The sequence below is a fragment of the Nocardiopsis aegyptia genome (assembly GCF_013410755.1).
Taxonomy (GTDB): Bacteria; Actinomycetota; Actinomycetes; order Streptosporangiales; family Streptosporangiaceae; genus Nocardiopsis; species Nocardiopsis aegyptia.
Window position 1 is genome coordinate 5,501,440 of the sequence record NZ_JACCFS010000001.1, and the last position, 24,967, is coordinate 5,526,406.

Consider the following 24,967-nt stretch of genomic DNA (forward strand, 5'->3'; position numbering starts at 1 on the left):
TCCGCCCGCGCGGTCCGGTCGGCTGTCCTGCCCGACGACCACCAGCAAGGAGCCTTTCGCATGACCATGACCTCCTCCCACACCAGCGGCAAAGTCCTGCGCACCCAGTACCAGGCGTCCGTCGCGGAGTACTGGAACGCGGAGAAGGACCCCGTCAACATCAAGCTCGGCGAGGTCGACGGCCTCTTCCATCACCACTACGGCATCGGCGACTACGACCCCTCGGTCCTGGAGGGGCCGGAGGAGACACGCGACCAGCGGGTCATCGAGGAGATGCACCGCCTGGAGACCGCCCAGGCCGACGTCCTCCTGGACCACCTGGGCCCGGTCGGCCCCGAGGACCGGATCATGGACACCGGCTCCGGCCGGGGCGGCACCAGCTTCATGGCCAACCAGCGCTTCGGCTGCCACGTCGACGGCGTGTCCATCTCGGAGAAGCAGGTGGCCTTCGGCAACGAGCAGGCCGAGGAGAGGGGCGTGTCCGACAAGGTCCGCTTCCACTTCCGCAACATGCTCGACACCGGCTTCCCGTCCGGCTCCCTGCGGGCGAGCTGGAACAACGAGTCGACCATGTACGTCGACCTGTTCGAGCTCTTCGCCGAGCACGCCCGCCTGCTGGAGTACGGCGGCCGCTACGTCACCATCACCGGCTGCTACAACGACGTCACCGGTGGCCGCTCCAAGGCGGTGAGCCGGATCGACGAGCACTACACCTGCAACATCCACGCCAGGAGCCAGTACTTCAAGGCGATGGCGGCCAACAACCTCGTCCCGATCTCCGTCGTCGACCTCACCGGGCCGACCATCCCGTACTGGGAGCTGCGCGCGCAGTCGTCCGTGGCCACCGGTATCGAGGAGCCCTTCCTGACCGCGTACAAGGAGGGCAGCTTCCACTACCTGCTCATCGCGGCCGACCGGGTCTGAGGACCCTCCGGGGCTCCGCGGGCGCGGGCCGGGGACCGGCCCCGTCCCGCGCCCGCGCGGACCCCGCGCCAGCGCCCGCCCGCCCGGCCGCGCCAGGCCGGGCGGGCGGGGCCCGCCGACCGTGGCCGCCCGACGGAAGGACGCCATGCCCATCAGCCACACCACCGGTCCGTCCACCGCCACCGACGAAGGAGCCCCCGGCGAACCGATCATGCTCGAACTGGTCGACGAGTCCGGAACGACCATCGGGACCGCGGAGAAGCTGTCGGCGCACGTGTCGCCGGGCCGGCTGCACCGCGCCTTCTCCGTGTTCCTGCTCGACGACCGGGGCCGCCTGCTGCTCCAGCGCCGCGCCCTGGGCAAGTACCACTCGCCCGGCGTGTGGTCCAACACCTGCTGCGGCCACCCCTACCCCGGTGAACCGCCCTTCCTCGCCGCAGCGCGGCGCACCACCGAGGAGCTGGGCGTGGCGCCCGTGCTCATGCGTGAGGCCGGGACCGTGCGCTACAACCACCCCGACCCGCACTCGGGCCTGGTCGAGCAGGAGTACAACCACCTCTTCGTGGGCCTGGTGGGCGGCGAGCCGAGCCCCGACCCCGAGGAGGTCGCCGAGATCGCGTTCGCCGACCCCTGGGAGATGGCGGTCCTGCCGGGGGAGGGCCCCTTCTCCGCCTGGTTCCCGACGGTCCTGGAGGCCGCGCTGCCCGCCGTCCGCGCACTGGCCCCCGACGCGGGCTGGTAGCCGCGCCCGTCTCAGCCGATGAGGCCGCGGCGGTAGGCCGCGCCGACCGCCGCGGCCCGGTCGCGGACCCCGAGCTTGTCGTACACGTGCTGCAGATGGGTCTTGATGCTGGCCTCGCTGATGAACAGGCGCGCGGCGGCGGTGCGGTTGGAGGCGCCCTCGGCGACCAGCCGCAGCACCTCCAGTTCCCGGTCGCTCAGCGCCCGGCGCGCGGGTGCGCGGACCTGGCCCATGAGGAGCCGGGCGGCCGTGGGCGCCAGCACGGACTCCCCCCGGTGCACCGCGCGCACCCCGCGCAGGAGTTCGTCGGGCAGGGCGTCCTTGAGCAGGTAGCCGGTGGCGCCCGCCTCGATCGCCGGCAGGACGTCGCTCTCGCTGTCGAAGGTGGTCAGGACCAGCACGCGCACCTCCGGAGCCTGCCGGGCCAGCGCGGCGGTCGCCGCGACCCCCGACATCCCGGGCATGCGCAGGTCCATCAGGACCACGTCGACGCCGAGCCGGTCCACCTGGTCGAGCACCTCGTGGCCGCTCGCGGCCTCCCCGACCACCTCGATGTCGGTCTCGGAGATGAAGGTGCCGCGCAGTCCGTCGCGCACCACGGGATGGTCGTCGGCGATGAGGACCCGGATCACGACGCGCCCCCGATCACGGGTACGGCGGCGCTGACGGCGGTGCCCTCGCCGTGGTCGGACTCGATCTCCACTGTGCCTCCGATGCCTCTGATCCGCTGGCGCATGCTCCTGAGCCCGAACCCGTTCGCGGTGTCCGAGACCATCCCGTTCCCGTCGTCGCGGATGTCGAGCAGCACCATGTCGTCGAGGTAGGACAGGGTGACCCCGACCCTGGTGGCGTTCGCGTGCTTGGCGACGTTGGTCAGTGCCTCCTGCGCGACGCGGAACAGGGACACCTCGATCGCGGGACTCAGGGCGGTGCGCCCACCCGTGACCTCCAGCGTGGGCCGGACCCCGGACTCCTCGGCCCAGCGGCGGGTCAGCTCGCCGAGCGCCTCGGGCAGCTGGCTGTCCTCCAGCTGCGCGGGACGCAGTGCCTGGACCGAGCGCCGGGCCTCGGTGAGGCCGCCCCTGGCCAGGTCGAGCGCGCGCCCCACGTGCGGGAGCGCCGGGCCGTCGATCCCGCCCGCCCGCTGGGCCGCCTGGATCTGGGTGACGATGCCGGTGAGCCCCTGGGCCAGGGTGTCATGGATCTCGCGCGCCATCCGCTGGCGCTCGTCCAGCATCCCGGCCTCCCGCGCCTGGGCGAGGAGCTGGGCGTGCAGCCCGGCGTTCTCCTCCAGGGCGGCCTCCAGCCGGTCCACCATGACGGCGCGCTCCCGGTGCGCCTCCGCGCTGCGCTGGGCCACCACCAGGCCGCCGCCGATGGCGAGGGTCTGGACCACGATCACGCCCGCGTACAGGCCCAGGTGCTGGAGGAACGGCGTGTCGGTGCTCGTCCCGGGAAAGCCCATGGTGCTGGTGTGCAGGGAGAACGAGGCGGCCGCGACCCCGGCGAAGGCCCACGGCATCGGCAGCACCATGGCGTGGAAGAACGGCGTGATGGCGAACAGCAGGAAGATGATGTCGTGCGCCATCATCACCGCACCCAGGGCGACGAGGCCGAGGACGTAGACCACTGCGGGCCACAGCCGCTCCAGCCGCGCGGGCGGCGCGAAGGTGTGCCCGAACAGCACCCAGGCGGACGCCAGCGCGGTCAGGCCGAGCGCGACGGCGCGGTGGCCCGGACCCTGTCCCGTCTGGGCCAGGACCAGGACCGTGGACAACGGGAGCAGGACCCAGGGCACCCAGTACACGAACCGGTCCCACCACCGGTCCCAGTCCTGCCGCGAGTCCTCCCCCGCGCCGATCGCGCTCATCCCCCGCTCACTCCCACCGGAACAGCTTCGCCGCCGCCACGGCGGCCACCGCGGCGATCACCGCCATTATGGCCAGCTGCGCGAGCGGTCCGGTGCCCGAGGTGTCCGCGCCGCCCGACCAGGTGTCCAGCAGCAGTTGGACGCCCGGAGGCGTGAACTCGCCCAGGCGCACCAGGACGTCGGGCATGAAGATCCTGGGCAGGAACAGCCCGCCCACGAGCATCACTACGAGGTACAGGCTCATCGACAGGCCGTTCGCCACCCGGCTGCTGGGGGCCAGCGCCGCGGCCAGGACACCCAGGGCCACCAGGGACGCGGTCCCGACGAGGAACGCGGCGGTGAACAGCAGCGGCTGCCGGGGCAGGGGCACGTCCAGGACGAGCCAGGCCGTCAGCACCAGCAGGGCGGAGGAGGCGAACACGGCCGCGACCACCGCGATGAGCTGGGCGGCCAGGACCAGTCCCGGGTGCACGGGCGTGGTGGCCATCCGGCGCAGCACACCGTTCTCGCGGTAGGTGGCCAGGACCGACGGCAGGTGCTGGATACCGAGGACGCCCATGCCCAGGATCAGGGCCGTGGGGGCGAAGATGTCGACGAAGCGGACGCCGCCGAACTCCGGGGTCGGCTCCCGCAGGATCGGCACGCTCCCGAGCCCCAGGAGGATCACGGTCGGCAGCAGCATGCCGAAGCCGATGGTCATGGGTTCGCGGAGGACGAGCTTGACCTCGGTCGCGGTGAGGTGTCGCAGGGCGGACGCGGTGGACACGGCGGACCCCTTCCGTCGTGGTGTGCGGGGGCTCATGGCCGGAGGCCGTTTCCGGTGAGGGTGACGAACGCGTCGTCCAGGCTGGAGCGCTCGACGCGCAGGTCCTCGGCGACCACGTGGTCGCGGGCCAGCACGGAGGTCACCGCGTACACCAGGTTGCCCTGGCCGGTGATCCGGACCTGGGTCCCGGTCCGATGGACCGCGGTCACCTCCGGGAGCGCGCTCAGCACCTGTTCGTCCAGGTCGTGCGGCGCGCGGAAGGTGAGCCTCTGCTCCAGGCGGGCACGCGCGACCAGTCCGCCGGGCGTGTCCAGGGCCGCGATCCGGCCCCCGTCCACGAGCGCGAGCCGGTCGCAGAGCCGCTCGGCCTCGTCCATGAAATGCGTGACCAGGACGATGGTGACGCCGGAGTCGCGCACGCGCTCGATGAGGTCCCACGTGGTGCGCCGCGCCTGCGGGTCCAGGCCGGTGGTGAGCTCGTCGAGGACGGCCACCCTGGGCCGGCCGACGAGCGCCAGCGCGATGGACAGCCGCTGCTTCTGTCCGCCGGACAGCCGCCGGAACTGGGTGTCGCGCTGGTCCGCGATGCCCAGCATCTCCAGGAGTTCGTCGGGGTCGGCCGACTCCCGGTAGAAGGACGCGTACAGGCGCAGCGCCTCGCCGGCCCCGAGCCGTCCGGGCAGGGCCGACTCCTGGAGCTGGGCGCCCAGGTTCTCGCGCAGCTCGGCGCGGTCCCGGCGCGGGTCGAGGCCGAGCACGCTGATCGTGCCGCCGTCCGGTACGCGCAGGCCCTCGACGCACTCGACCGTGGTCGTCTTGCCCGCGCCGTTGGGGCCGAGGATCCCGAAGATCTCGCCCTCCTCGACGGAGAAGGACACGTCGTCGAGGACGACCTTGTCTCCGTACCGCTTGTGCAGGTTCTTGACGTCGATGATCGGCATGGGACGAGCATCGCGCGCGGGGGCGGTCCCGCGGATCGCCCGCCCGGCCACGGGATCGGTGGATCCCGGCATCCACCGATCGGTGGATGGGCGCGCCGCCGCCGGGGGCCGGGAGCCCGATGAACAGGGACGGCGCGCCCGGTGAGGCTTCTGGCGGACCGCACGTGGGAAGGGCTTGACTGGAGGGGCGCGAGTGACGGCACGGCGCCCGCCGGACCGGCAGGCCGGGAACGGTCCGCGGGACGACGGCTCCGAGGGAAGGGGTGGCCATGGTGCCCGACGACAGGGACGACGTCGCACCGGGGGCGTCCGTCGAGAGAGTCCCGTTGTCCCGCGAAGCGGCCGACCCGGCGTTGGGCGGCGGAAGGCCGGACTGGGGCGCGGTCCCGGGGCTGGGCGACGACGCGCACCTGACGGGGGTGGCCGAGCAGGTCCAGGAGCTGGTCCGCACCCAGGTCCGCATGCGGTCGCTGCTGGGGGCGGTGCTGGCACTCGGCCAGGACCTGGAGCTGAGAGCGGTCCTGCGCCGGGTGGTGGCCGCCGCGATGGAGCTCGTGGGCGCCCGGTACGGAGCGCTCGGCATCCTGGACGACCACGGCGAAGGGATGGCGGAGTTCATCCCGCTCGGCCTGGACGAGGAGGAGCTGCGCGCCCTCGACGGAGTGGAGCTGCCGAGCGGCAAGGGGCTGCTCGGCCTGATGATCCACCAGAAGGAGCCGCTGCGGGTCACCGACATCGGCGCGCACCCCGACTCGGTGGGCTTTCCGCCGGGCCATCCGCCCATGCGGACCCTGCTCGGGGCGGCCGTCAAGGTCCGCGGGCGCACGTACGGCAACATCTACGTGTCCACCCGCAGGGACGGGCACCCCTTCGACCACCGCGACGAGGAGGTCCTCGGCGCGCTGGCCGGGGCGGCGGGGATCGCCATCGAGAACGCCCGCCTGTTCGAGGAGGTCCGGACCAGCGCGGAGCGCTTCCAACGACTCCTCCTGCCGCGGGTGCCCGACCTGTCGCCCTTCGAGGTCGCCTCGGTCTACCGTCCCGCCGACGCCGGACTGGGCGGGGACTGGTACGACGCCCTCCGGCTGCGCGACGGCGCCTGTGTCGCCGTGATCGGCGACGTGATCGGCCACGACCTGGTCGCCGCGGCCTCCATGGCACGGATCCGGAGCAAGCTGCGTGCCCTGGTCTACGACCGGCACACCTCGCCCGGTGCGGCGCTGTCCAGCCTCGACCGCATCCTGATGGCGACCGAGGAGGACACCGTGACCACGATCAGCCTGGCGCGGATCGAGCCCACTGGGACGGGGTGGGACCTGTGCTGGAGCACGGCCGGCCACCTGCCCCCGCTCGTGCTGTCCCCGGGCGGCGGGGCGCGCTATTTGGAGGCCGAGCCGGGGCTTCCGCTCGGCGTCGACCCCGACGCCGAGCGGCCGGACCACCGGTACCCGATGCCGCCCTCGTCCACCGTCCTGATGTTCACCGACGGCCTGGTGGAGCACCCGGACCACCCGCTGGACCGGGGGTTGGACCGCGTGGCGGAGATCGCCGCGGCCTGCACCGACCGATCGGTGCAGGACCTGTGCCGGGCCGTGACCGACGGGGCGCCCGGCGACGGGCACGACGACCTGGCCGTGCTCGCCGTGCGCGTACCCGGCCGGTGAGGCCCGGCCCCCTGGGCGGGGCGCGTGTGCCGGGTTCGGCGGAAAACAGCGGTTACCCCCCTGGGGCCGGGCGGCTCCAGACGGTAGCCTGCGGCTTGGGAGCGCTCCCAGGCCCCAAGGGCACGGGGGTGTCGGGGGGACCGCACGCACACCGACCGAAGGAAGGTTCATGTCCCGCTCACGCACAGCCATCGGAGCCGTGCTCGGCTCCGCCACGGCCCTGGCGGCCGCGATGGCGCTGCTCGGCGCACCGTCCGCCGCAGCCGCCGAACCGGAGTTCTACGTCAACCCCGACACCTCGGCGGCCGTCTGGGTCCGCGAGAACCCGAACGACCCCCGCGCCGAGGTGATCGGCGACCGCATCGCCTCGGTCGCCCAGGCCACCTGGTTCACCCAGCACAACCCCGACGAGGTCCGCGCCGACGTCGACGCCGTCGTCAGTGCCGCCGACGCCCAGGGGCAGACCCCGATCCTGGTCGTCTACAACATCCCCGGGCGCGACTGCGGCAACCACAGCGGCGGCGGCGCACCCAGCCACGAGGCCTACCGCGCCTGGGTCGAGGAGGTCGCCGCCGGACTGGAGGGCCGCCCCGCCACCATCGTCCTGGAGCCGGACGCGCTGCCGCTCGTGAGCGCGTGCAGCGACCCCTCCCAGCTCCTGGCGTCGATGTCCCACGCGGGCCGGGCCCTGATGGAGGGCTCCCCCGAGGCGCGGGTGTACTTCGACATCGGCCACTCGGCCTGGCTGGAGCCCCAGGAGGCCGCCGACCTGCTCAACGGCGCGGACATCGCCACCAGCGCCCACGGGATCGCCACCAACACCTCCAACTACAACTGGACCGACGACGAGGTCGCGTTCGCCGAGTCCGTCATCGCCGCGACCGGCGTGTCCGGTCTGGGAGCCGTGATCGACACCAGCCGCAACGGCAACGGCCCCGCGCCCGACGAGGAGTGGTGCGACCCGCCCGGGCGGATGATCGGCCACCCGAGCACGACCGCCACCGGGAACGCGCTGATCGACGCCTTCATCTGGACCAAGCTGCCGGGCGAGGCCGACGGCTGCATCGCCCCTGCCGGCCAGTTCGTTCCCCAGGCCGCCTACGACATGGCCGTGAACGCTCCCGAGCCCCCGGAGGACCCCACGGACCCGGGCGAGGACCCCTCCGACCCCGGTGAGGAGCCGACCGAACCGCCCGCCGACGGCGACTGCTCCGCGGAGTACACGGTGGTCTCCGACTGGGACGGCGGCTTCCAGGCGGCCGTGACGGTCACCGCGGACACCCCGATCGACGGCTGGACCGTGACGTGGACCTACGCCGACGGCCGGCGCGTGGACCAGGGATGGAACGCCGACATCACCTCGGACGGGGCTCAGGTCACCGCCTCCGACCTGGGCTGGAACGGCGCGCTGGGCGCCGGCGACAGCGCGGAGTTCGGGTTCACGGGCACCGGCTCGGGTGCCGGAGCCCCCGACCTGGTGTGCGCCGGGGACTGAGCGGGCCGCGGCCAGGGGCGGGACGGGCACGGAGCCCGTCCCGCCCCCCTTCCCGTACTGTGACAGCGTCCGCCCGCACCGCGTGCGGGCGGACCGAGCGTCCACGCGAGGAAGGAAACATCCCATGGCCGAACGTCCTGGGCGCAGAACCCCGCGGGCCACGCACGCGCGCGTGGAGCGGATCGAGCGGCTCACCCCGCACATGCTCCGCCTCGTGCTCGGCGGCCCCGGGCTCGCCGAGTTCTCCGTCGGAGAGTTCACCGACCACTACGTCAAACTGCTCTTCCCGCCGCAGGGCGTCACCTACCCGGTCCCGTTCGACCTCGGGCGCATCCGCGAGGAGCTGCCGCGCGAGCAGTGGCCGCTCATGCGCACCTACACCGTGCGCTGGTGGGACGCCGACCGGCGGGAGCTGGCCCTGGACGTGGTGATCCACGGCGACGAGGGCGTGGCCGGACCCTGGGCGGCCCGCGCCCGGCCCGGTGACGAGATCCACTTCGCGGGTCCGGGCGGCGGCTACGCGCCCGACCCGACCGCCGACTGGCACCTGCTCGTGGGCGACGAGAGCGCGCTGCCGGCCGTGGCCGCCGCTCTGGAGCGGCTGCCCGCCGGTGCGCGGGCCCACGTCCTGGTCGAGGTGGCCGGTCCGGAGGAGGAACAGAAGCTGGAGACGGCCGCGGACGCGACCGTCACCTGGCTGCACCGGGGCGCGAACCGGGTGGGCGAGCCCCTGCTCGCCGCGGTGCGGGACCTGGAGCTCCCGCCCGGACAGGTCCACGCGTTCGTGCACGGGGAGGCGGGGTTCGTCAAGGAGCTGCGCCGGTGGCTGCGGCGCGATCTGGGGGTGCCCCGGGAACGGCTGTCGGTGTCGGGCTACTGGCGGCTGGGCCTGAACGAGGACGGCTGGCAGTCCGCCAAGCGCGACTGGAACCGCCAGGTCGAGGAGGAACAGGAGGGCTGATCCCGCTCCCGCGGGCCCGCGCCCGGCCTTCCCACCGCCCTCGCACCCGTGCGGACCACGGTCTTTAGCTCGTCGAAACGCCCCCTCGGCCATCATGGACCGGATACCACTCCATCCCCGCTTATCGGGAGTGAATGCCGCGTCCCGTGTCGTACCGGTAGGAAGACGGCCGGTACCGGTGCGCGGCGACGAAGTGGAGGTTGTATGCGAGCAGAGCTCAGTCGGATCGACGCCGAGGACGTTCTGGAGCTTCGGCTCGACTCCGACCACGGGGACCAGGGGGGAGGTCTGGCGCTGCGCAGGCACGGGGACGGGGAAGCCGCGATCCGCGTCACCGACCTGGAGAGGGAGGGTGCGCGCGTGCGCGCGCACCTGGCCGGCCTACCCATCGCGGACGGTGTGTGGGACGTGCTGTGGATCGACGGGCAGGGGCGTCCGGCCCCGCTCTCCACCCGCGACACCGGCCTCAGCCTCGCCGACCGGATCGCCTACCTGCGCGGTCGGCGCGAGCGCGAACTCCGCGCGCTCCGGGACCGGGACGGGCGGCTGCGGGTGCGCGCGGCCACCGCCACCCCCTACGCCGAGGTGGGCTGGGTCGACGTCGACGCCGGGACCGGGACGGTCACCGTCTCGGGGGTCCTGGCCTACGCGCCCGAGCACCGGGGCACCACCGTCACCGAGGTCGTCGCCCGGCAGAGGGGCCTGGACGGACGGCTGTCCGCCCCGGCCGAACTCGACGGCGCGCGGTTCCACTGCGCGATCCCGTTGGCGCCGATCGCCGACGCGCACGTGCCCGAGCGCCGGCACAACGAATGGGACCTCTGGCTCCGCACACCCGACGGCGGCCAGGACCTGCGGCTGGCCATGCTCGCCGACGACATCGTCGGCAAGAAGCGCAAGATCGTCTACCCGGAGACCGTGGTGGACGCGGGGGACGCGGGGGAGCGGGCCGGGGGCGCCGCGGTGCGGATCCGCCCCTACTACACCGTCAAGGACGACCTCTCCCTCCTCGCGGTCGAGCACGCCGGCGGTGACCGTTGAAGATCGCCTTCCTCATCGCCAACGGCTACGGAATGGGCGGGACCGTCCGTACCGTCTACAACCTCGCCGAGGGCCTGGCGGGCCGCCACGAGGTGGAGATCGTCAGCCTGGTGCGCCACAAGGAGAAGCCGTTCTTCACCGTCCCGGAGGGGGTGCGGCTGCACGGCCTGACGCGGATCGTGGGTGGCCGCCCGGAGGAGCCGTCGACCCGGGCCGGGCGCTTCGCCCACCGGATCTCGCGGCGCCGCACGGTCTCGCTGCTGGGCCGGGGCGAGGCCCGGCGGGAGAACTTCTACACTCCCGCGTCGACGGCCGCGCTGCGCCGCTACCTCAGGGCGACCGACGCCGACGTCGTCATCGGCACCCGCCCCGGCATCAACCTCCTGCTGGCCCGGTGGGCGCCGCGACGGGTCCTGGCCATCGGTCAGGAGCACGTCAACCTGGCGGACCACTCCGACGAACTGCGCGGGCTCATCGCGCGCCGCTACCCGCGGCTCGACGGCATGACGGTGCTGACCGAGGCGGACCGCGACGCCTACCGGGACCTCCTGGACGCCGCACCGGACTGGCTGACCGCGATGCCCAACCCGCTGCCCGACCGGGACTACCCCCGGTCCACCCAGGACAACCCGATCATCGTCGCCGCCGGCCGGATGGCGCCGGTCAAGCAGTACCCCAAGCTCGTGGAGGCGTTCGCCGTCGTCGCCGGCAAGCACCCGGACTGGCGGCTGCGCATCTACGGGGGAGGCGGCAAGGACGCCGCGCTGCGCCGCAGGATCGTCGACCTGGGGCTGAGCAACCAGGTCACCCTCATGGGGCGCGCCGAGGACCTCACCGGAGAGCTGGCCAAGGCCTCGGTCCTGGCCGTCAGCTCCCGGGTGGAGGGCTTCGGCATGACGATCATCGAGGGCTTCTCGGTCGGCGTCCCCGCGGTGAGCTTCGACTGCCCGCACGGCCCCCGGGAGATCATCGAGGACGGGCGCGACGGGCTGCTCGTCCCCGACCAGGACGTGGACGCGCTCGCCGCGGCGCTGCTGCGCCTGGTCGAGGACCGCGACGAGCGGGTGCGCATGGGGCGGGAGGCGGTGCGGTCGGCGGACCGCTACGCCATCGGCCCCATCGTGCGGCAGTGGGAGCGCTTCATCGAGGAGCGGTCGGCCGCGCGCCGCCGCCGGCGGTAGCGCCTGGCGCCGCGCACGGAACCAGGGGAGCGGTACCGGCGTCGTATCACGCTGGAGCCACCGGAGTCCCGTGGCCCGCGTTCCCAGGAGAAGAGGTACCCGCCCGTGTTCGGAATCCTGCGACCGTGTCGACACACCCTGGCCGACGGACTGGCCGAGGAGTGGATGTCCCACATGTGCGGGCTGTGCCTGGCACTGCGCGACGACCACGGACAGGCCTCGCGCGTGGCCACCAACTACGACGGCCTGGTGGTGTCGGTCCTGACGGCCGCCCAGTCCGAGGAGTGCGCCGGCACCCGCAAAGCCGGCCGCTGCCCGCTGCGCGGGATGCGCGGCGCCGAGGTCGCCGACGGATCGGGGGCGCACCTGGCCGCGTCCGTGTCCCTCCTGCTGGCCTCCGCCAAGATCACCGACCACATCGAGGACGGGGACGGTCTCTACGGCCGCCGCGGCGTGCGCGCCCTCGCCGGGCGGGTGGCCGAGCGCTGGCGGCGCGGGGCGCAGGAGTCGGGTGCCGGGCTCGGGTTCGACGGCGCCGCGCTGGTCGCGGTGGTCGACCGCCAGCGCGAGGCCGAGCTCGCGGCGGGACCCGGCACGGACCTCCTGGCGGTGACGCGGCCGACCGAGGAGGCCACGGGCGAGGCGTTCGCGCACACCGCGGCCCTGGCCGGGCGCCCGGCCAACGCCGCGCCGCTGCGGGAGGCGGGACGCCTGTTCGGGCGGGTCGCGCACCTGCTGGACGCGGTCGAGGACCGGGAGGAGGACGCGGAGAAGGGGGCCTGGAACCCGATCACCGCCACGGGCACCGACATGGGACGGGTGCGCGCACTGTGCGACGGCGCCGTCCTGGGCGTCGGACTGGCCCTGCGGGAGGCGGAGTTCGACGACGACCGCCTGGTGCGCGCGCTCCTGGAGCGGGAGCTGCACCGCGCCGTCGACCGCGCCTTCGCGCACGGCGGCCACCCCGGGCACGGGCACCCCGGGCACGGGTATCCCGGTCAGGGCCAGCCCGGGTACGGGTATCCGGGCCAGGGCTACCCCGGTCACGGGTATCCCGGTCAGGGGCACCAGGGCTACGGGGACCACGGGCACGATCCGCACAGGCGGAACCGCCGCCGGCGCGACGACGACGGGGGCTCCGGGAGCCACTACGAGGGGTACGAAGGGCACGGGGGCGACCAGGGCTCGGGCGGCGACAAGGACGGGGGCGGGTGCTGCGGTTCCTGCTCGTGCCAGACCCCGCGACAGGAGTTCCCGCCCAGGAAGCGGGGTGTGTTCGCCGGATGCGCCGTCGCGCTGTTCATGTGCTGCACCTGCCAGTTCTGCTGCCGCGACCCCCACCCGGGTCCGTGGACGGGGTCCCCGCGCAGCTCCTGGTGCGACTGGTGTGAGTGTTGCAACTGCTGTGACGACTGCTCCTGCTGCTGTGACTGACCGGTCGGCCGACGCCACCGCGGGGTCGAGTCCGCGCAAGCCCGCCGTCGAAACGGACAGAAGGGACAGTCCCCGGCGTATCCGAGTGTGGTGGGCGCTCTGTCCAGGGGTCAGATCAGACCGTGTTCGCGGGCGTGGACCGCGGCGTGGGTCCGGTCGCGCAGACCGAGCCGGACGAGGATCCGGGAGATGTGGTTCTTGACAGTGCCCTCGCTGACGAAGAGATCGCGGGCGATCTCCCGGTTGGTCGCACCGACCGCGATGAGCCGCAGCACCTGGGTCTCCCGCTCGGTCAGCGGTCCGCCGTGCGGCCCGCCGTCCCGCGACGTGCCGCCCCGGGGCGCGCCCCCGGGGTCGGACGGTGCGGGCAGTGCCCCCGCCAGACGGGCCACCGCCGAGGCGTCGAACTGCGCCACACCGGCGCGGGCCAGGCGCACGGCCTCCGCCAGCTCCCGTGCCGGCAGGTCCTTGAGCAGGTAGCCGGACGCACCGGCGCGCAGTGCCCGCACCACGTACTCCTCGTCGTCGAAGGTCGTGAGCATGACGATCCGGCACCCCGGCGCCCGCTCCCGGAGGACGGCGACGGCCTCGACGCCGTCCATGCCGGGCATGCGGACGTCCATCAGGACCACGTCGGGTTCCAGCTCCAGGGCCCGGTCCACGGCCTCCGCGCCGTCCGCGGCGGTGCCGACCACGGTGATGCCCGGCTGGATGCCCAGCAGGGACGCGATGCCCTCCCGGACCAGGCGCTGGTCGTCGACGACCAGAACGCGCGCGTCGCCCTGACGCCTCGACTCCTCCCCTGCGCTCATCCCCGGCTCCCCTCGGCCACCCGCGCACCCGGGCCGGCGTCCGGCCCGGGACGGGCGGGGCGGGGAACGACGACCGTGACCCGGGTGCCCCCTCCCGGCCGTTCGTCCACGCGCACGCTGCCGCCGACGAGCGCGGCCCGCTCCCTCATGCCCAGCAGGCCGACACCGGAGGGTTCGCGCGCCGTCGCGAACAGCCCGACACCGTCGTCCTCGACGTCGAGCCGCGCCCGGTCGGCGCCGACGACCACCGCCACCCGGACCCGGTCGGCCCGGGCGTGCCGGCGGGCGTTGGTCAGCGCCTCCTGGCAGGCCCGGTAGAGCACCATCAGCGTCGCCTCGTCCCAGCCCTCCTCCTCGCCCTCCGCGGTCAGGACGACCTCCGGACCCCCGCCGCCGGTCTGCCGCACCAGGTCGGCCAGTGCGGGGAGCAGGCGCCGGCCGCCGCCCTCCGCGCGCAGGGCGCGCACCGAGTTCCGCACGTCCTCCAGCGCCCGCCGGGCCGAGGACCGGGCGTCCGCCAGCGCCTGGTCGGCGACCGCGCGGTCGAGGTCGCCGAACTCCGCGGCCTTCTCCAACTGGACCGCGACGGCGGTGAGGTGGTGGCCGAGGCTGTCGTGCATGTCCCTGGCCAGCCGGTTGCGCTCCGCCGCCGCCGACAGTTCCGCGACCCGGTCGGCGTAGGCGGACAGCCGCGCGTGGGACTCCTCCAGGCGCAGGCGCCCCCGCTGCTCGCGGACCGCGATCCCCGCCATCGCGATGGCCAGGGCCAGGCCCACGGCGAACATCAGCAGGTCCGAGACGTAGGTCGCCTCGGTGTACCAGCCGGGGACCCACAGCGTGTAGCCGCCGAGCAGCAGGGCCAGGCACACGGCCGCCAGCACCAGGCTGACCGCCCGGCCGAAGGCGAGGTAGGCGGCGAACGGGACCAGGACGAACAGCGCACGCGACAGGCCGGAGGGGTCCAGGGCGCTCACCGCGACGAAGAGCGCGGCCCGGGCGGACAGGAACGCGACCGCCGCCGCGCCGGGGGTGCGTACGGGGAAGCTCCGCCGCTCGGCGTACTCCAGCGCGAACAGCAGCGCGAGGCACCCGGCGAAGCCGGCCGTCCGGGCGGGCGCCCGGGCTCCGTCACCGTCCAGGTCCGCGACCTCGAAGTACAGGCCCGCGACGCCCACGATCGCGTAGACCATGGACGACACCCACGGCACGGCCCGCGCCGGTCCCGTCGGATCGCCGTGCCGTCGACTCATCCGCCCGACCTCCTGTCGCCGTTGGGGACGAGCGTAGGCGAGCCGGCCCGGCGTGGAGGGCGCCGGACCGCCCGTGGGGCCAAGTCCGGCCGACCGGCACGTGCCGGTCGGCCACGGGCGCGGCCGCGGGTGTGGCCGATCGGTACTGACGCCGCCGCGGCGCCCCTTCCTAGGGTCGCAGTGTCCGGCGCCGCGTCCGCGGGCGCCGTCCCCGCCCCCAAGGAGAACTCACGTGTACACGAAGGCCCTGCTCCGTTCCAGCGCCGCTCTCGGCCTCCTCTCCGGCGCCTTCATGGCCCTCCCGGCCGTGGTCGAGCTGGTGACGGGCGAGACGGCCCTGACCAGCCTCCTGCTGGGCCTGTCCCCGGCGCTGGCCGTCCCCCTGGCCGCCGCCCTCCACGCCCGGCAGATCCACGCCGTCGGCGCTTTCGGCACGGTGGCCCACCTCGTCAACCTCCTGGGCCTCGGGCTGTTCGGCGGCGCGGCCTACAGCCTGAACATCGCGCTGTTCCACCTCGACGCCGCGGTCCTGGGCGAGCTCATGGGCGGTCCCGCCGGCCTCGTCGTGCTCGCCTGCGGTCTCGTCTTCGCCCTCGGATCGGTCCTGTTCGGCGTCTCGATGGTCCGGGCCCGCGTCCACCCGCGTGTGCCGGCCTGGGGGCACGCCGTCGCCCTTCCCGCGCTCGCCGTCGCCGCCCCGCTGCCCGACTCGCCGCTGACCATCGCGGTCCACGTGCTGGCCGGGGCGTCCGTGGCCTGGCTGGCGGCGGTCCTGTGGGCCCGGGCCGAGGCACCCGTCCCCGCCGTGCCGGCGGCCGCCTGACCGCCGCGCACGACCGTGCCGGTCAGGGTGTGCGCGCCACACCGCAGTACTGGTCCATGCCCCGGCGGACACCGACCGCGACCGGGTGCGGGCGCCACAGGGGGCAGGGGACCACACCGGGTTCGAGCAGTTCCAGTCCCTCGAAGCGGGCGGCGATCTCTTCGGGGGAGCGCAGCAGGTACGGGACGTCCCCCTGCTCGTTGCCCACCTCGATGGCCTTGTTGTAGGCCTCGCTCGTGTTGGTGCCGTCGTAGCTGGCCAGGTAGCTCCCGGACGGCAGCGCGTCCAGGAGCCGCCGCACGATGGGCAGGACCTCCTCGTCGGGGATGTGGCCGAGGATCCCCATGAGCATCAGTGCGACGGGCTGGTCGAAGTCCAGGGTCTCCGCGGCCCGCCGCAGGATCGTGTCGGGATCGCGCAGGTCGGCGTCGACGTAGTCGGTGGCGCCCTCCGGAGTGCCGACCAGGAGTGCCCGCGCGTGCGTGAGCACGAGCGGGTCGTTGTCCACGTAGACCACGCGGCTCTCCGGGGCGACCGCCTGGGCCACCTCGTGGGTGTTGTCGGCGGTGGGCATCCCCGTGCCGATGTCGAGGAACTGGCGGATGCCCGCCTCCCCGGCCAGGTGGGTGACCGCCCGGACCAGGAACTCGCGGCTGGTGCGGGCCAGGTCCACGATCTCCGGGAAGAACGCGGCCACCTGGTCGCCCGCCGCCCGGTCGACGGGGTAGTGGTCCTTTCCGCCCATCCAGTAGTTCCAGATCCGGGCGGAGTGGGTCCGGGTGGTGTCGATGTGTGTCGAGCGGCCGGCGTTCGTGCCGGGGGGAGTCGGGTCGTCTGTCATGGGGGCGTCCACCTCGATGCACGTGGGGCGCGCCGCGGAGCGGTGCACCGGGCGCCCACGCGCCCGAAAGCCCGCCCCCGACGGGGATCCGGGGTCGCACCGATCCTAGACGACACCGGGTCCGCGGAGCGGCGGCCGTGGCACTCAGGCCGCCGGGAGAGTGACGCGCATGGTCAGCCCGCCGCCGGGTGTGGTGTCCGGCTCCATCGTCCCGTCCATCGCCTGGACCAGGCCCCGGGACAGGGCCAGCCCCAGGCCGAGCCCGGTGTCGTGGTCCGTGTCGCCCAGGCGCTGGAAGGGCACGAACATGCGCCCGTGCCCGGACTCGGGCACGCCCGGACCGTGGTCGACGATCCGGATCTCCACACGGGTGCCGGCGGCGGACGCCGTGACCGTGGGCGGCCGGTCCGGCGGGCTGAAGCGCAGCGCGTTGTCCACCACGTTGGCGAGCACGCGTTCGAGCAGCCCCGGGTCCGCCCGGACCGGCGCCAGGTCCTCCGGCAGCTCCACCCGGACCGCCCGGCCGCGCGGACCGAGCTGGTCCAGCACCCGCAGCACGCTCTCCCGCAGCGGTAGGTCGGTGGTCGTCACCCCCAGGACCCCCGCCTGGAGGCGGCTCATGTCGAGCAGGTCCGAGACCAGGGCGGTCAGCCGGTCCAGGGACTCGTCGGCGGTCGCCAGCAGCGCCTCCTGGTCCTCCGGGCCGAAGCTCACCTCCCGGCTGCGCAGGCTCGTGACCGAGGCCTTCGCCGAGGCCAGTGGCGCGCGCAGGTCGTGGCTGACCGCCGCCAGCAGCGCCGTGCGCATCCGGTCGGCCTCGGCCAGGGGCCGCGCGGCCGCCGCCTCGTCCGCCAGCCGCCCCTGGCGCAGGGCCAGCGCCGACTGGGCGGCGAACGCCTCGATGATGCGGCGGTCGCCCGCCTCCGGGCGCCGCCCGCCCAGCACCAGCGCGAGCGAGTCGTCGATGGGGACGTCCACGTCGCCGTCGCCCGGGGCCCGGGCCGGGTGCTCGCCCACGGACGCCGCCACCGTCCACAGGCCCGGGTCCTGGCGGTGGTCGGGGCCCGGCAGCGTGCCGGGCCGCCGCTCCAGCAGCGCCACCGAGTCCAGCGCGAAGGTCTCCCGCAGCTGCTCCAACAGGGCCTCCAGCGGCCTCGACCCGCTCAGCACGGTCCCCGCGACCGCCGCCAGGGTCCGGGCCTCGGCTCCGGCCAGCGCCGCCTCCCGTGTCCGGCGGGCCGCCTGGTCCACCACGACGCTGACCGACACCGCCACCACCAGGAACACCACGAGCGCGAGCACCTTGAACGGGTCGTCGATGTCGAGGGTGCGGTAGGGCTCGGTGTAGAGGAAGTTCATCGTCAGGAAGCCGACGACGGCCGCCAGGAGCGCGGGCCACATCCCGCCGACCAGCGAGGTGATGGTGACCAGAGCGAGCACGAGGAGCAGGCCGCTGGGGAACGTGTTCTCGTCGTGCGGCAGGCCGACCCCGAGGGCCAGCAGCGGCAGCGCGGCCAGGGTCAGCGCGAATCCGGCGATCCTGCGCCGGCGGGAGAGCGCTCCGCGCGGCCGCGGCCCCGTCCTGGCCCCGACGCCCTCGTGCGCGATCAGGTGGACGTCGATCGATCCGGACAGTGCCAGCGTGCTGACGCCCACCCCCGGGGAGAACACGTGGGCCAGGCGGCTCCTGCGGCCGGCCCCGAGGACGAGCTGCGTGGCGTTCACCCCGCGCGCGAACTCGATCAGCGCGGTGGGGACGTCGTCGCCGAGCACGTGGTGGAACGTCCCGCCCAGGTCCTCCACGAGCACCCGCTGACGGGCGAGCACTGCGGGGTCGGCCTCGGCGAGACCGCGCCCGTCGGCGACGTGGACCGCCATCAGGTCGGCGCCCTTGCTCCGGGCCGCCACACGTGCCGCCCGACGGACCAGCGCGTCCCCCTCCGGTCCTCCGGCCAGCGCCACCACCACGCGCTCCCTGGCCTGCCAGGCGACGGAGACACCGTGCTCGTCCCGGTAGCGGTCGAGACGGCCCTCCACCTGGTCGGCCAGCCACAGCAGGGCCAGCTCGCGCAGGGCGGTGAGGTCGCCGGCCCGGAGGCCGTCGCCCGGGCCCGTTCCGATCCCCGCGGGGCCGTGGGCACCGCCGTGTGCGCACCGGTGGCGCAGTGCCTCCGGGGCGGCGTCGACCAGCTCGATCTGGTCGGCCCGGCGGACCCAGGAGTCGGGCACGGTCTCGACCGGGGCGGCGCCGGTGATGCGCCGGACGACGTCGCTGAGCGACTCCATGTGCTGGATGTCGACCGCGGACACCACGCTGATGCCGGCGTCCAGCAGGGTGTCGATGTCCTGCCGGCGGTGGTGGTGTCCGGCCCCGGGCGCGTTGGCGTGGGCGAGTTCGTCGACGAGGACGACCCGCGGCGACCGTGCCAGGACGGCGGCCAGGTCCATCTCCTCGCGGGCGGTGCCCAGGTGGCGCACGGTCCGGAGGGGGACGGTCTCCAGCCCGGCGGCCAGGGCGGCGGTGTCGGGCCGGCCGCGCGGTTCGACGACGCCGACCACGACGTCCTCGCCCCGGGCACGCCGCCGGTGCGCCTCCTCCAGCATCCGGTGCGTCTTGCCCACCCCGGGTGCCGCCCCCAGGTAGACGCGCAGCTCACCACGAGTCATCGGTGTGCCCCCTTCCGTGCCCCATTCTTCTCGCCGGCCGGTGGGGGAGCGGACGCGGGACCGCTAACGAAGCGCTAATTCGGACCTTTCGGGCGTTAAGGGAGTGTTGTCCCGCTTGGTGTCGGTCGGTCCGGTGCCCCAGAGTCGAACCGGCGCGTTCCGCAGGGGCGTGCGGGCCTCCGGCGACTCGCGGGCGGCCCCGCATCACCAGGACGGACGGCGCCGGTCACTAGCATCCCTTCTGCGCCGGACGACGTGTCCGGCACCCGGTACGGAGGACGAACCACCCCTATGGACGAGCGACAGCGGATCCTGGTCGTCGACGACGACCCTGCCATCCGCGCGACCCTGGAAGTGAACCTGCGGGCCCGCGGCTACGCCTCCGACATGGCCGCCACGGGCGAGCAGGCGCTCCAGCTCGCCGCCCGGAACCACCCGGACCTGGTCGTGCTCGACCTGGGGCTGCCCGGCATGGACGGACTGGACGTCGTACGCGGACTGCGCGGCTGGACCGCCGTGCCGATCGTCGTCCTGTCGGGGCGCGACACCGAGACGACCAAGGTCCAGGCGCTGGACCTCGGTGCCGACGACTACGTCACCAAGCCCTTCGGCATGGACGAGCTGTTCGCACGCCTGCGCGCGGCCGTGCGGCGCTCCGCCGCGGCCGAGGAGGAGGCCGTCGTGGAGACGGCCGACTTCACCGTCGACCTGCCCGGGAAGCAGGTCCTGCGCGACGGCGCGCCGGTCCGGCTCACGCCCCGGCAGTGGTACATCGTGCAGGTGCTCGCGCGCAATCCGGGACGGCTGGTCACCTACGAACGCCTCCTGCGGGAGGTCTGGGGCCCCTCGTACGGTACCGAGACCCACTACCTGCGGGTGTTCATGACCCAGATCCGGCAGCGCCTGGAACCGGACCCGCCGCATCCGCGCTACTTCATCACCGAGCCCGGCATCGGACTGCGGTTCCTGCCCGAGGGCACCGAGGGGAAGAGGCCGTGACGACACGGCGGCGGACCCGGGAACGGGTGGTCCGCCTCGGGCGGAGCATGCGGTACCGGGCCGACCGGTTCCTCCAGAGCCTGTCCACCTGGGCGAAGCCGCCCCAGCTCACGGCAGGGGCGTTCGCGACGGTGGTCCTGCTCGGCACGGCCCTGCTGGCGCTGCCCGCCGCGACCGAGACGGGGGAGGGCGCCGGCTTCGTCACCGCGCTGTTCACCGCGACCTCGGCGGTGTGCGTGACCGGGCTGATCGTCGTGGACACCCCGGAGTACTGGTCGACCTTCGGTGAGGCCGTCATCCTCGCCCTGATCCAGATCGGCGGCCTGGGCATCATGGCCCTGGCCACCGTGCTCACCATGGCGGTGGGCCGCCGGCTGGGCCTGCGGATGGCCGTGCGCACCAGTTCCGAGGCCAAGAGCCTGACCCTGGGCGACGTCCGCGAACTGGTCAAGGGCATCGTCACCGTCACCCTGATCGCCGAGGCGCTGCTCGCGGCCGTCCTCGGCCTGCGCTGGTGGCTGTACTACGGCGAATCACCGGGGCGGGCGGCCTACCTCGGGCTCTTCCACGCGGTGTCGGCGTTCAACAACGCGGGCTTCGCGCTGTACTCCGACAGCCTGGAGGGGTTCGTCACCGACCCGTGGATCTGCGTGCCGGTGGCCGTGGCGGTCGTCGCCGGAGGCCTGGGCTTCCCCGTGTGGCTGGAGCTGTGGCGCTTCAGCCGGCGCAGGAGGGAGCGGTACCACTGGTCACTGCACGCCAGGATCACGCTCGTGACCACGGCCGTGCTGCTGGCGGTCGGCTTCGTGTCCTTCCTCGTCCTGGAGTGGCGCAACCCGGCGACGATGGGCGGCCTGGACCCGCGGGACAAGCTCCTCGCCGCGTTCTTCCAGGCCGTGATGCCCAGGACGGCCGGGTTCAACAGCCTGCCGTTCGGCGAGATGAACACCCAGACCCTGCTGGTGACGGACATCCTGATGTTCGTCGGCGGCGGCAGCGCCGGCACGGCCGGGGGCATCAAGGTGACGACGTTCGCCCTGTTGGCCTTCGTCATCCTCGCCAACGTGCGGGGCGAGCCGACCGTGCACGTGGCGGGCCGGCGCCTGAGCGACGGCGTGGTCCCGCAGGCCACCACCGTGGTGCTGATGGCCATCGGCCTGGTGGTCACGGCGACCCTGGCGCTGATGACCATCACCCCGTTCTCCCTGGACGAGATCCTGTTCGAGACGACCTCGGCGTTCGGCACGGTCGGGCTGTCCACGGGCATCACCGGCGAGCTGCCGGTCGCGGGCGAGTTCATCATCGTCTTCCTGATGTTCGTCGGCCGGATCGGCCCCATCACCCTGGCCTCGGCCCTGGCCCTGCGCCGCCGCCCGCGCCGCTACGAACTCCCCGAGGAGCGCCCGATCGTCGGTTAGCCGGCCGGAGGAGGACGTCCACTCGTCGGCAGACCGCTGCGGGATCGGTTCTCCCGCTCCGCCATAGCGGTCGCGACGACGCTCGCACTCGCAGCGTGTTCCGGCGGAGCACTGGGCGAGGCGCAGCCCGGCTCCGCCTCGCCCATCCCGACCGTCTGCGAAGGGATGTTCCTCTCGGAGGTCCCCGACGGCCTGTTCCTCCCCGGCGGCGCGGTGGCATCGGGTCGGTCGTCACCACTTCATAGATCAGATCCGCACCTTTGACCGGGTCGCCGAACTGGAGGTGGTCGTTCTGTTCGATCCACTCCCGCTGCCGGCGGGACCGTCGTCGTAGTCGGCGATGTGGTGCGGGGTCTGCGCCAGCGAGGAGGAATCGAGGAAGTCGGGAACACTCCGGGCTCGATCACGGTGGCCTGGATGCCGAACGGTGCGACCTCCAGGCCAGTGATCCGGTGACGCCTTCGGCGAGGTACCGCATCTCGTCATGCGGGTGACTGGGCGTGATGAGGTAGTTCGCCATGGTGAAGACCTCGGCCGGTCCGACCGCGTCGAGCAGGTCAGCACCCGCGAAGAGCAGGATGTCGACCTGATGCGTGGTTCCACTGGCCATGCCCTCATCTTGTGAGCCCCGGTGTATGTCTGCAATGACAGAGCCATGTCGGATCAGGACATGAGTGAGGGGTCGTCAGGCCGCCCGGGGTCGCGTGGTGTCGTCGTCCACGACAGGTGGATGCGGCCGTATCGAGCGCCAGGCCGCTCTCATCACGCCGGCCCATGTCAGCCAGATGGCGTGCCCTACACGAGTCGCTCCGGTATCTCGGCAATGGCGGCATCGAGAACTACGTCTCGACGAGCCAGGCGACGAGGGTTCGCCAGCGGTTGGGCTGGTCGGTGTCGCGGGGGCCGACGAGGTAGACCTCCTCGACCAGGTTCTGGGACTTGAGGCCGTGGCGGGCCGCGAAGGAGCCGACGGCGCCATAGGTGAGGTCCAGATCGTCGTGCGGGCCGAGGTGGGTCGCGACGGCGGCGGTCCGTTCAGGCAGGTGGAGCTCGCGGACACCGTCAGGTGCGGCGCTCGACGGTGTGGCTTCTGCGGGAAGGTAGACGGTGGCGTGTCCGTGGCCTTCGCTGAAGAGCTCGTGGGTGTACCGACCGCCCGGCGGGAGCACCCGTCGGTGGCCGGACGCCTCGTCGAGATCGCGCATCGCGGAGTCGTACCAGGTCAGGTCGGCGCCGGGTGGGACTTCGAGGGAGACGGCCAGCACGCGCTGGGGTGGGAAGGTCTCAAGCGTGACCTGCCGCTGGGCGTCGGGGTCGAGGAGTTCGCGGAGGACCTCGACCGCCCGCTGGGTTCGGCCGAGGCGGTCCTCGAGTCGGCGGAGATGGGCGGCGACGATCTGCCGGGCGGTGTCAGAACCAGCCTCACCGGTGGGCGGCTGTGACTCCGCGGTCAGGAAGCGACGGATATCAGCGATGGGGAGGTCGAGTTCCCGGAATCGTCTGATCACCAGCGCGGGGCGGACCTGGTCGGGGGAGTAGTACCGGTAGCCGTTGAAGGGGTCGACTTCGGCGGGCACGAGGAGGTCTTGCTCGTGGTACCGCCGCAGTGTGCGGATGCTCAGGTGGGTGACACGGGAGAACTCCCCGATCGTCAGACGGTCCGTCACGGCAGCTTCCTCGTCGTTGTCGTCCGTGTCGTCATCCCGTGCCTCCCCCACTGGTCGCTGCCTGGTCAGCCTAGGGTTCGATGCCCAGTGACGTGATCTTCCCCCGCGCATTCCGTTGGAAGGAGAAGCGCAGGATGATCGGACTGCCGGGGAAGTCACCAGAGACCTCGGCAGCCGCCAGGAACGCGGCCGGGTCCCCGGTCGCCTCGTGCAGGTCGTAGCGCACGGGCGGGGCCTCGGAATGCCAGGCGCGCACTTGGGCCAGGCCGTGGTGTGTCCGACCGTCATCGTGCACGATGACGTCGTCGGAGAAGAGCGCGAGGTAGCGCTCCTGGTCGTGGGCGATCGCCGCGGCGAAGTACTCCTCGACGAACTCCTGGATGGTGGACGTGTCGCCGGTCATGTCCTGCTCTGCTTTCACGTGTCTCCTCGCACGAGCCGGGCTCAGACGGTCGGGATGGTGCCGCCGTCGATGACGTACTCCGCACCGACGACCGCACTAGCACGGTCCGAGGCGAGGAAGGCGATGACCTCGGCCACTTCCTCGGGCTCGGCCGGTCGGCCGAGCGGGACGCCGCCGAGCACGCGCATCAGGTCGGCGACGGCCGCCTCGCGGGTCACACCGCCCTCGTTCATTCGGCGGCTGATCAGGCCTTCGGCGCCGTCGGTCCGGATCCATCCCGGCACGACGCTGTTGACTCGGACCCCGGCCGGCGCGACCTCGTTTGCCAGGCCTTTGCTGTAGGTCGACAGTGCCGCCTTTGCTGCGGCGTAGGCGAGTGTCGACTCGTACAGCGGCATGCGCCGCTGGATGGAGGTGACGTGCACGACCGCTCCCGAGCCTCGCTCGACCATCCCCGGTAGCAGCGCCCGATCCAGCCTCACGGCCGCCAGCAGATTGAGCGCAAGTTCCTCACGCCACAGTTCGTCGTCGATCGCCGCGTAGCCGCCGGCCGGGGACTTGGAGCCGCCAACGACATGCACCAGGACATCCGGCACGCCGATCGCGGTCACGGCCGTGGCGGCGACCTCGACACCGTCAGGCGTGCTCAGGTCAGCTTGTACGGAGAGCGGGCCGGGATCGAGCGGTGTACGGGCGAGGGCCATGACACGGGCTCCGGCCTCGGCGAGCCGACGCACCGTGGCGAGCCCGGTCCCCCTGCTTCCCCCGGCCACGACGGCCAGGCGTCCTTCGAGGTCACCGTTGTTCACGTTGTTCATGGTGACGACGATGAACCCTCTCGCGGGGAGAGACTCAAGCCGTGAGGCGGTCCGCGTGCTCGGGCGCGTCGACCGGCCGGCGATTGCGGTGGAGGAGCACGCCGGCCAGGAACGGCGTACTCGGCGCACTCCTGCCGGTGCGGAGCTCCACCGCTCGGGATGTCGTGCCCGGCCGGATCCCCCGGAGGGCAGCGGCGTGTGGCTTCACAGGCTAAGAACACGGGACGTGTCTTGACTCACATCTGACCAA

23 protein-coding genes are annotated in these 24,967 nt (G+C 73.3%); 11 read left to right on the forward strand and 12 right to left on the reverse strand.

Annotation, left to right across the window (positions count from 1 at the left end):
• The first annotated feature begins 60 nt into the window (after positions 1–60).
• Together HNR10_RS24595 and idi are read left to right on the forward strand one after the other, a co-directional pair.
• Positions 61–924 carry a geranyl diphosphate 2-C-methyltransferase gene (locus HNR10_RS24595; protein ID WP_179827424.1) on the forward strand — a complete coding sequence of 288 codons (864 nt, stop codon included), beginning with the start codon at positions 61–63 and terminating at the stop codon, positions 922–924.
• Positions 925–1,069: 145 nt separating this feature from the next.
• Positions 1,070–1,666: an isopentenyl-diphosphate Delta-isomerase gene (idi, locus tag HNR10_RS24600; RefSeq protein WP_179827425.1), complete on the forward strand. Its 597-nt coding sequence runs from the start codon at positions 1,070–1,072 to the stop codon at positions 1,664–1,666.
• An 11-nt stretch (positions 1,667–1,677) separates the two neighbouring features.
• Here idi and HNR10_RS24605 read toward each other — a convergent pair whose 3' ends face one another.
• The 4 genes from HNR10_RS24605 to HNR10_RS24620 are packed head-to-tail and all read right to left on the reverse strand — an operon-like array spanning position 1,678 to position 5,243.
• Positions 1,678–2,298, reverse strand: coding sequence for a response regulator (locus HNR10_RS24605; protein ID WP_179827426.1), 621 nt, complete (start codon positions 2,296–2,298; stop codon positions 1,678–1,680).
• Entirely contained in the window at positions 2,295–3,536 is a 1,242-nt protein-coding gene (locus tag HNR10_RS24610; RefSeq protein ID WP_179827428.1) for a sensor histidine kinase, read from the reverse strand. Before HNR10_RS24610 ends, HNR10_RS24605 begins: the two co-directional genes overlap by 4 nt.
• 7 nt (positions 3,537–3,543) lie before the next feature.
• Positions 3,544–4,302 carry an ABC transporter permease gene (locus HNR10_RS24615; RefSeq protein ID WP_312889407.1) on the reverse strand — a complete coding sequence of 253 codons (759 nt, stop codon included), beginning with the start codon at positions 4,300–4,302 and terminating at the stop codon, positions 3,544–3,546.
• A 32-nt stretch (positions 4,303–4,334) separates the two neighbouring features.
• Positions 4,335–5,243: an ABC transporter ATP-binding protein gene (locus HNR10_RS24620; RefSeq protein ID WP_179827432.1), complete on the reverse strand. Its 909-nt coding sequence runs from the start codon at positions 5,241–5,243 to the stop codon at positions 4,335–4,337.
• A gap of 269 nt (positions 5,244–5,512) precedes the next feature.
• On the opposite strand from HNR10_RS24620, the gene HNR10_RS24625 reads away from it, so the two are divergent.
• The 6 genes from HNR10_RS24625 (at position 5,513) to HNR10_RS24650 (ending at position 13,019) form a co-directional block, all read left to right on the forward strand.
• A complete protein-coding gene (locus tag HNR10_RS24625) occupies positions 5,513–6,907 on the forward strand; it encodes a PP2C family protein-serine/threonine phosphatase (RefSeq protein WP_179827434.1) in 1,395 nt (464 codons plus the stop codon).
• A gap of 169 nt (positions 6,908–7,076) precedes the next feature.
• Entirely contained in the window at positions 7,077–8,402 is a 1,326-nt protein-coding gene (locus tag HNR10_RS24630) for a glycoside hydrolase family 6 protein (protein ID WP_179827436.1), read from the forward strand.
• A gap of 124 nt (positions 8,403–8,526) precedes the next feature.
• Positions 8,527–9,363, forward strand: coding sequence for a siderophore-interacting protein (locus HNR10_RS24635; protein WP_179827438.1), 837 nt, complete (start codon positions 8,527–8,529; stop codon positions 9,361–9,363).
• 204 nt (positions 9,364–9,567) lie between these two features.
• Complete coding sequence (locus HNR10_RS24640) at positions 9,568–10,404, forward strand: hypothetical protein (protein ID WP_179827440.1); 837 nt, start codon at positions 9,568–9,570, stop codon at positions 10,402–10,404.
• Entirely contained in the window at positions 10,401–11,585 is a 1,185-nt protein-coding gene (locus HNR10_RS24645; RefSeq protein WP_179827443.1) for a glycosyltransferase family 4 protein, read from the forward strand. The genes HNR10_RS24640 and HNR10_RS24645 overlap by 4 nt, the downstream gene beginning before the upstream one ends.
• 105 nt (positions 11,586–11,690) lie before the next feature.
• Positions 11,691–13,019, forward strand: a complete 1,329-nt coding sequence (locus tag HNR10_RS24650) for a DUF5685 family protein (RefSeq protein WP_179827445.1) — start codon at positions 11,691–11,693, stop codon at positions 13,017–13,019.
• A 110-nt stretch (positions 13,020–13,129) separates the two neighbouring features.
• Here the strand turns inward: HNR10_RS24650 and HNR10_RS24655 are convergent, their stop codons facing one another.
• Both HNR10_RS24655 and HNR10_RS24660 read right to left on the reverse strand, forming a co-directional pair.
• Entirely contained in the window at positions 13,130–13,831 is a 702-nt protein-coding gene (locus tag HNR10_RS24655) for a response regulator (protein WP_179827447.1), read from the reverse strand.
• Positions 13,828–15,081 (reverse strand): sensor histidine kinase, encoded by a 1,254-nt coding sequence (locus HNR10_RS24660; protein WP_179827449.1) that lies wholly within the window; start codon positions 15,079–15,081, stop codon positions 13,828–13,830. The genes HNR10_RS24655 and HNR10_RS24660 overlap by 4 nt, the downstream gene beginning before the upstream one ends.
• A 232-nt stretch (positions 15,082–15,313) precedes the next feature.
• On the opposite strand from HNR10_RS24660, the gene HNR10_RS24665 reads away from it, so the two are divergent.
• Positions 15,314–15,904 (forward strand): hypothetical protein, encoded by a 591-nt coding sequence (locus HNR10_RS24665; protein WP_179827451.1) that lies wholly within the window; start codon positions 15,314–15,316, stop codon positions 15,902–15,904.
• A 22-nt stretch (positions 15,905–15,926) separates the two neighbouring features.
• Here the strand turns inward: HNR10_RS24665 and HNR10_RS24670 are convergent, their stop codons facing one another.
• Both HNR10_RS24670 and HNR10_RS24675 read right to left on the reverse strand, forming a co-directional pair.
• On the reverse strand, positions 15,927–16,745 hold the full coding sequence (locus HNR10_RS24670) for an SAM-dependent methyltransferase (protein ID WP_179827453.1): 819 nt from the start codon (positions 16,743–16,745) through the stop codon (positions 15,927–15,929).
• Positions 16,746–16,889: 144 nt separating this feature from the next.
• Entirely contained in the window at positions 16,890–19,412 is a 2,523-nt protein-coding gene (locus tag HNR10_RS24675; protein ID WP_179827455.1) for a sensor histidine kinase, read from the reverse strand.
• Positions 19,413–19,703: 291 nt separating this feature from the next.
• Between HNR10_RS24675 and HNR10_RS24680 the strand changes: the two genes are divergently transcribed.
• Both HNR10_RS24680 and HNR10_RS24685 read left to right on the forward strand, forming a co-directional pair.
• Positions 19,704–20,411, forward strand: a complete 708-nt coding sequence (locus tag HNR10_RS24680; protein ID WP_179827457.1) for a response regulator — start codon at positions 19,704–19,706, stop codon at positions 20,409–20,411.
• A 47-nt stretch (positions 20,412–20,458) separates the two neighbouring features.
• Positions 20,459–21,829, forward strand: a complete 1,371-nt coding sequence (locus tag HNR10_RS24685; protein WP_179829943.1) for a TrkH family potassium uptake protein — start codon at positions 20,459–20,461, stop codon at positions 21,827–21,829.
• A gap of 403 nt (positions 21,830–22,232) precedes the next feature.
• Here the strand turns inward: HNR10_RS24685 and HNR10_RS24690 are convergent, their stop codons facing one another.
• From HNR10_RS24690 to HNR10_RS24705, 4 genes are all read right to left on the reverse strand, one after another.
• The gene (locus HNR10_RS24690) at positions 22,233–22,439 is read right to left on the reverse strand and encodes a hypothetical protein (protein ID WP_179827460.1); all 207 of its coding nucleotides are present in this window, start codon (positions 22,437–22,439) and stop codon (positions 22,233–22,235) included.
• Between the two features lie 229 nt (positions 22,440–22,668).
• Positions 22,669–23,496, reverse strand: coding sequence for a MerR family transcriptional regulator (locus tag HNR10_RS24695; RefSeq protein WP_179827462.1), 828 nt, complete (start codon positions 23,494–23,496; stop codon positions 22,669–22,671).
• A gap of 70 nt (positions 23,497–23,566) precedes the next feature.
• A complete protein-coding gene (locus HNR10_RS24700) occupies positions 23,567–23,917 on the reverse strand; it encodes a nuclear transport factor 2 family protein (protein WP_218897977.1) in 351 nt (116 codons plus the stop codon).
• Positions 23,918–23,940: 23 nt separating this feature from the next.
• Positions 23,941–24,717 (reverse strand): SDR family oxidoreductase, encoded by a 777-nt coding sequence (locus HNR10_RS24705; RefSeq protein ID WP_179827465.1) that lies wholly within the window; start codon positions 24,715–24,717, stop codon positions 23,941–23,943.
• Between the last annotated feature and the right edge of the window lie 250 nt (positions 24,718–24,967).

Coding starts and splice junctions, on each gene's coding strand:
- HNR10_RS24595 (WP_179827424.1), top strand. CDS start 61: ATGACCATGACCTCCTCCCACACCAGCGGCAAAGTCCTGCGCACCCAG.
- idi (WP_179827425.1), top strand. CDS start 1,070: ATGCCCATCAGCCACACCACCGGTCCGTCCACCGCCACCGACGAAGGA.
- HNR10_RS24610 (WP_179827428.1), bottom strand. CDS start 3,536: ATGAGCGCGATCGGCGCGGGGGAGGACTCGCGGCAGGACTGGGACCGG.
- HNR10_RS24620 (WP_179827432.1), bottom strand. CDS start 5,243: ATGCCGATCATCGACGTCAAGAACCTGCACAAGCGGTACGGAGACAAG.
- HNR10_RS24625 (WP_179827434.1), top strand. CDS start 5,513: ATGGTGCCCGACGACAGGGACGACGTCGCACCGGGGGCGTCCGTCGAG.
- HNR10_RS24630 (WP_179827436.1), top strand. CDS start 7,077: ATGTCCCGCTCACGCACAGCCATCGGAGCCGTGCTCGGCTCCGCCACG.
- HNR10_RS24635 (WP_179827438.1), top strand. CDS start 8,527: ATGGCCGAACGTCCTGGGCGCAGAACCCCGCGGGCCACGCACGCGCGC.
- HNR10_RS24640 (WP_179827440.1), top strand. CDS start 9,568: ATGCGAGCAGAGCTCAGTCGGATCGACGCCGAGGACGTTCTGGAGCTT.
- HNR10_RS24655 (WP_179827447.1), bottom strand. CDS start 13,831: ATGAGCGCAGGGGAGGAGTCGAGGCGTCAGGGCGACGCGCGCGTTCTG.
- HNR10_RS24660 (WP_179827449.1), bottom strand. CDS start 15,081: ATGAGTCGACGGCACGGCGATCCGACGGGACCGGCGCGGGCCGTGCCG.
- HNR10_RS24670 (WP_179827453.1), bottom strand. CDS start 16,745: ATGACAGACGACCCGACTCCCCCCGGCACGAACGCCGGCCGCTCGACA.
- HNR10_RS24675 (WP_179827455.1), bottom strand. CDS start 19,412: ATGACTCGTGGTGAGCTGCGCGTCTACCTGGGGGCGGCACCCGGGGTG.
- HNR10_RS24680 (WP_179827457.1), top strand. CDS start 19,704: ATGGACGAGCGACAGCGGATCCTGGTCGTCGACGACGACCCTGCCATC.
- HNR10_RS24685 (WP_179829943.1), top strand. CDS start 20,459: ATGCGGTACCGGGCCGACCGGTTCCTCCAGAGCCTGTCCACCTGGGCG.
- HNR10_RS24690 (WP_179827460.1), bottom strand. CDS start 22,439: ATGGCCAGTGGAACCACGCATCAGGTCGACATCCTGCTCTTCGCGGGT.
- HNR10_RS24705 (WP_179827465.1), bottom strand. CDS start 24,717: ATGAACAACGTGAACAACGGTGACCTCGAAGGACGCCTGGCCGTCGTG.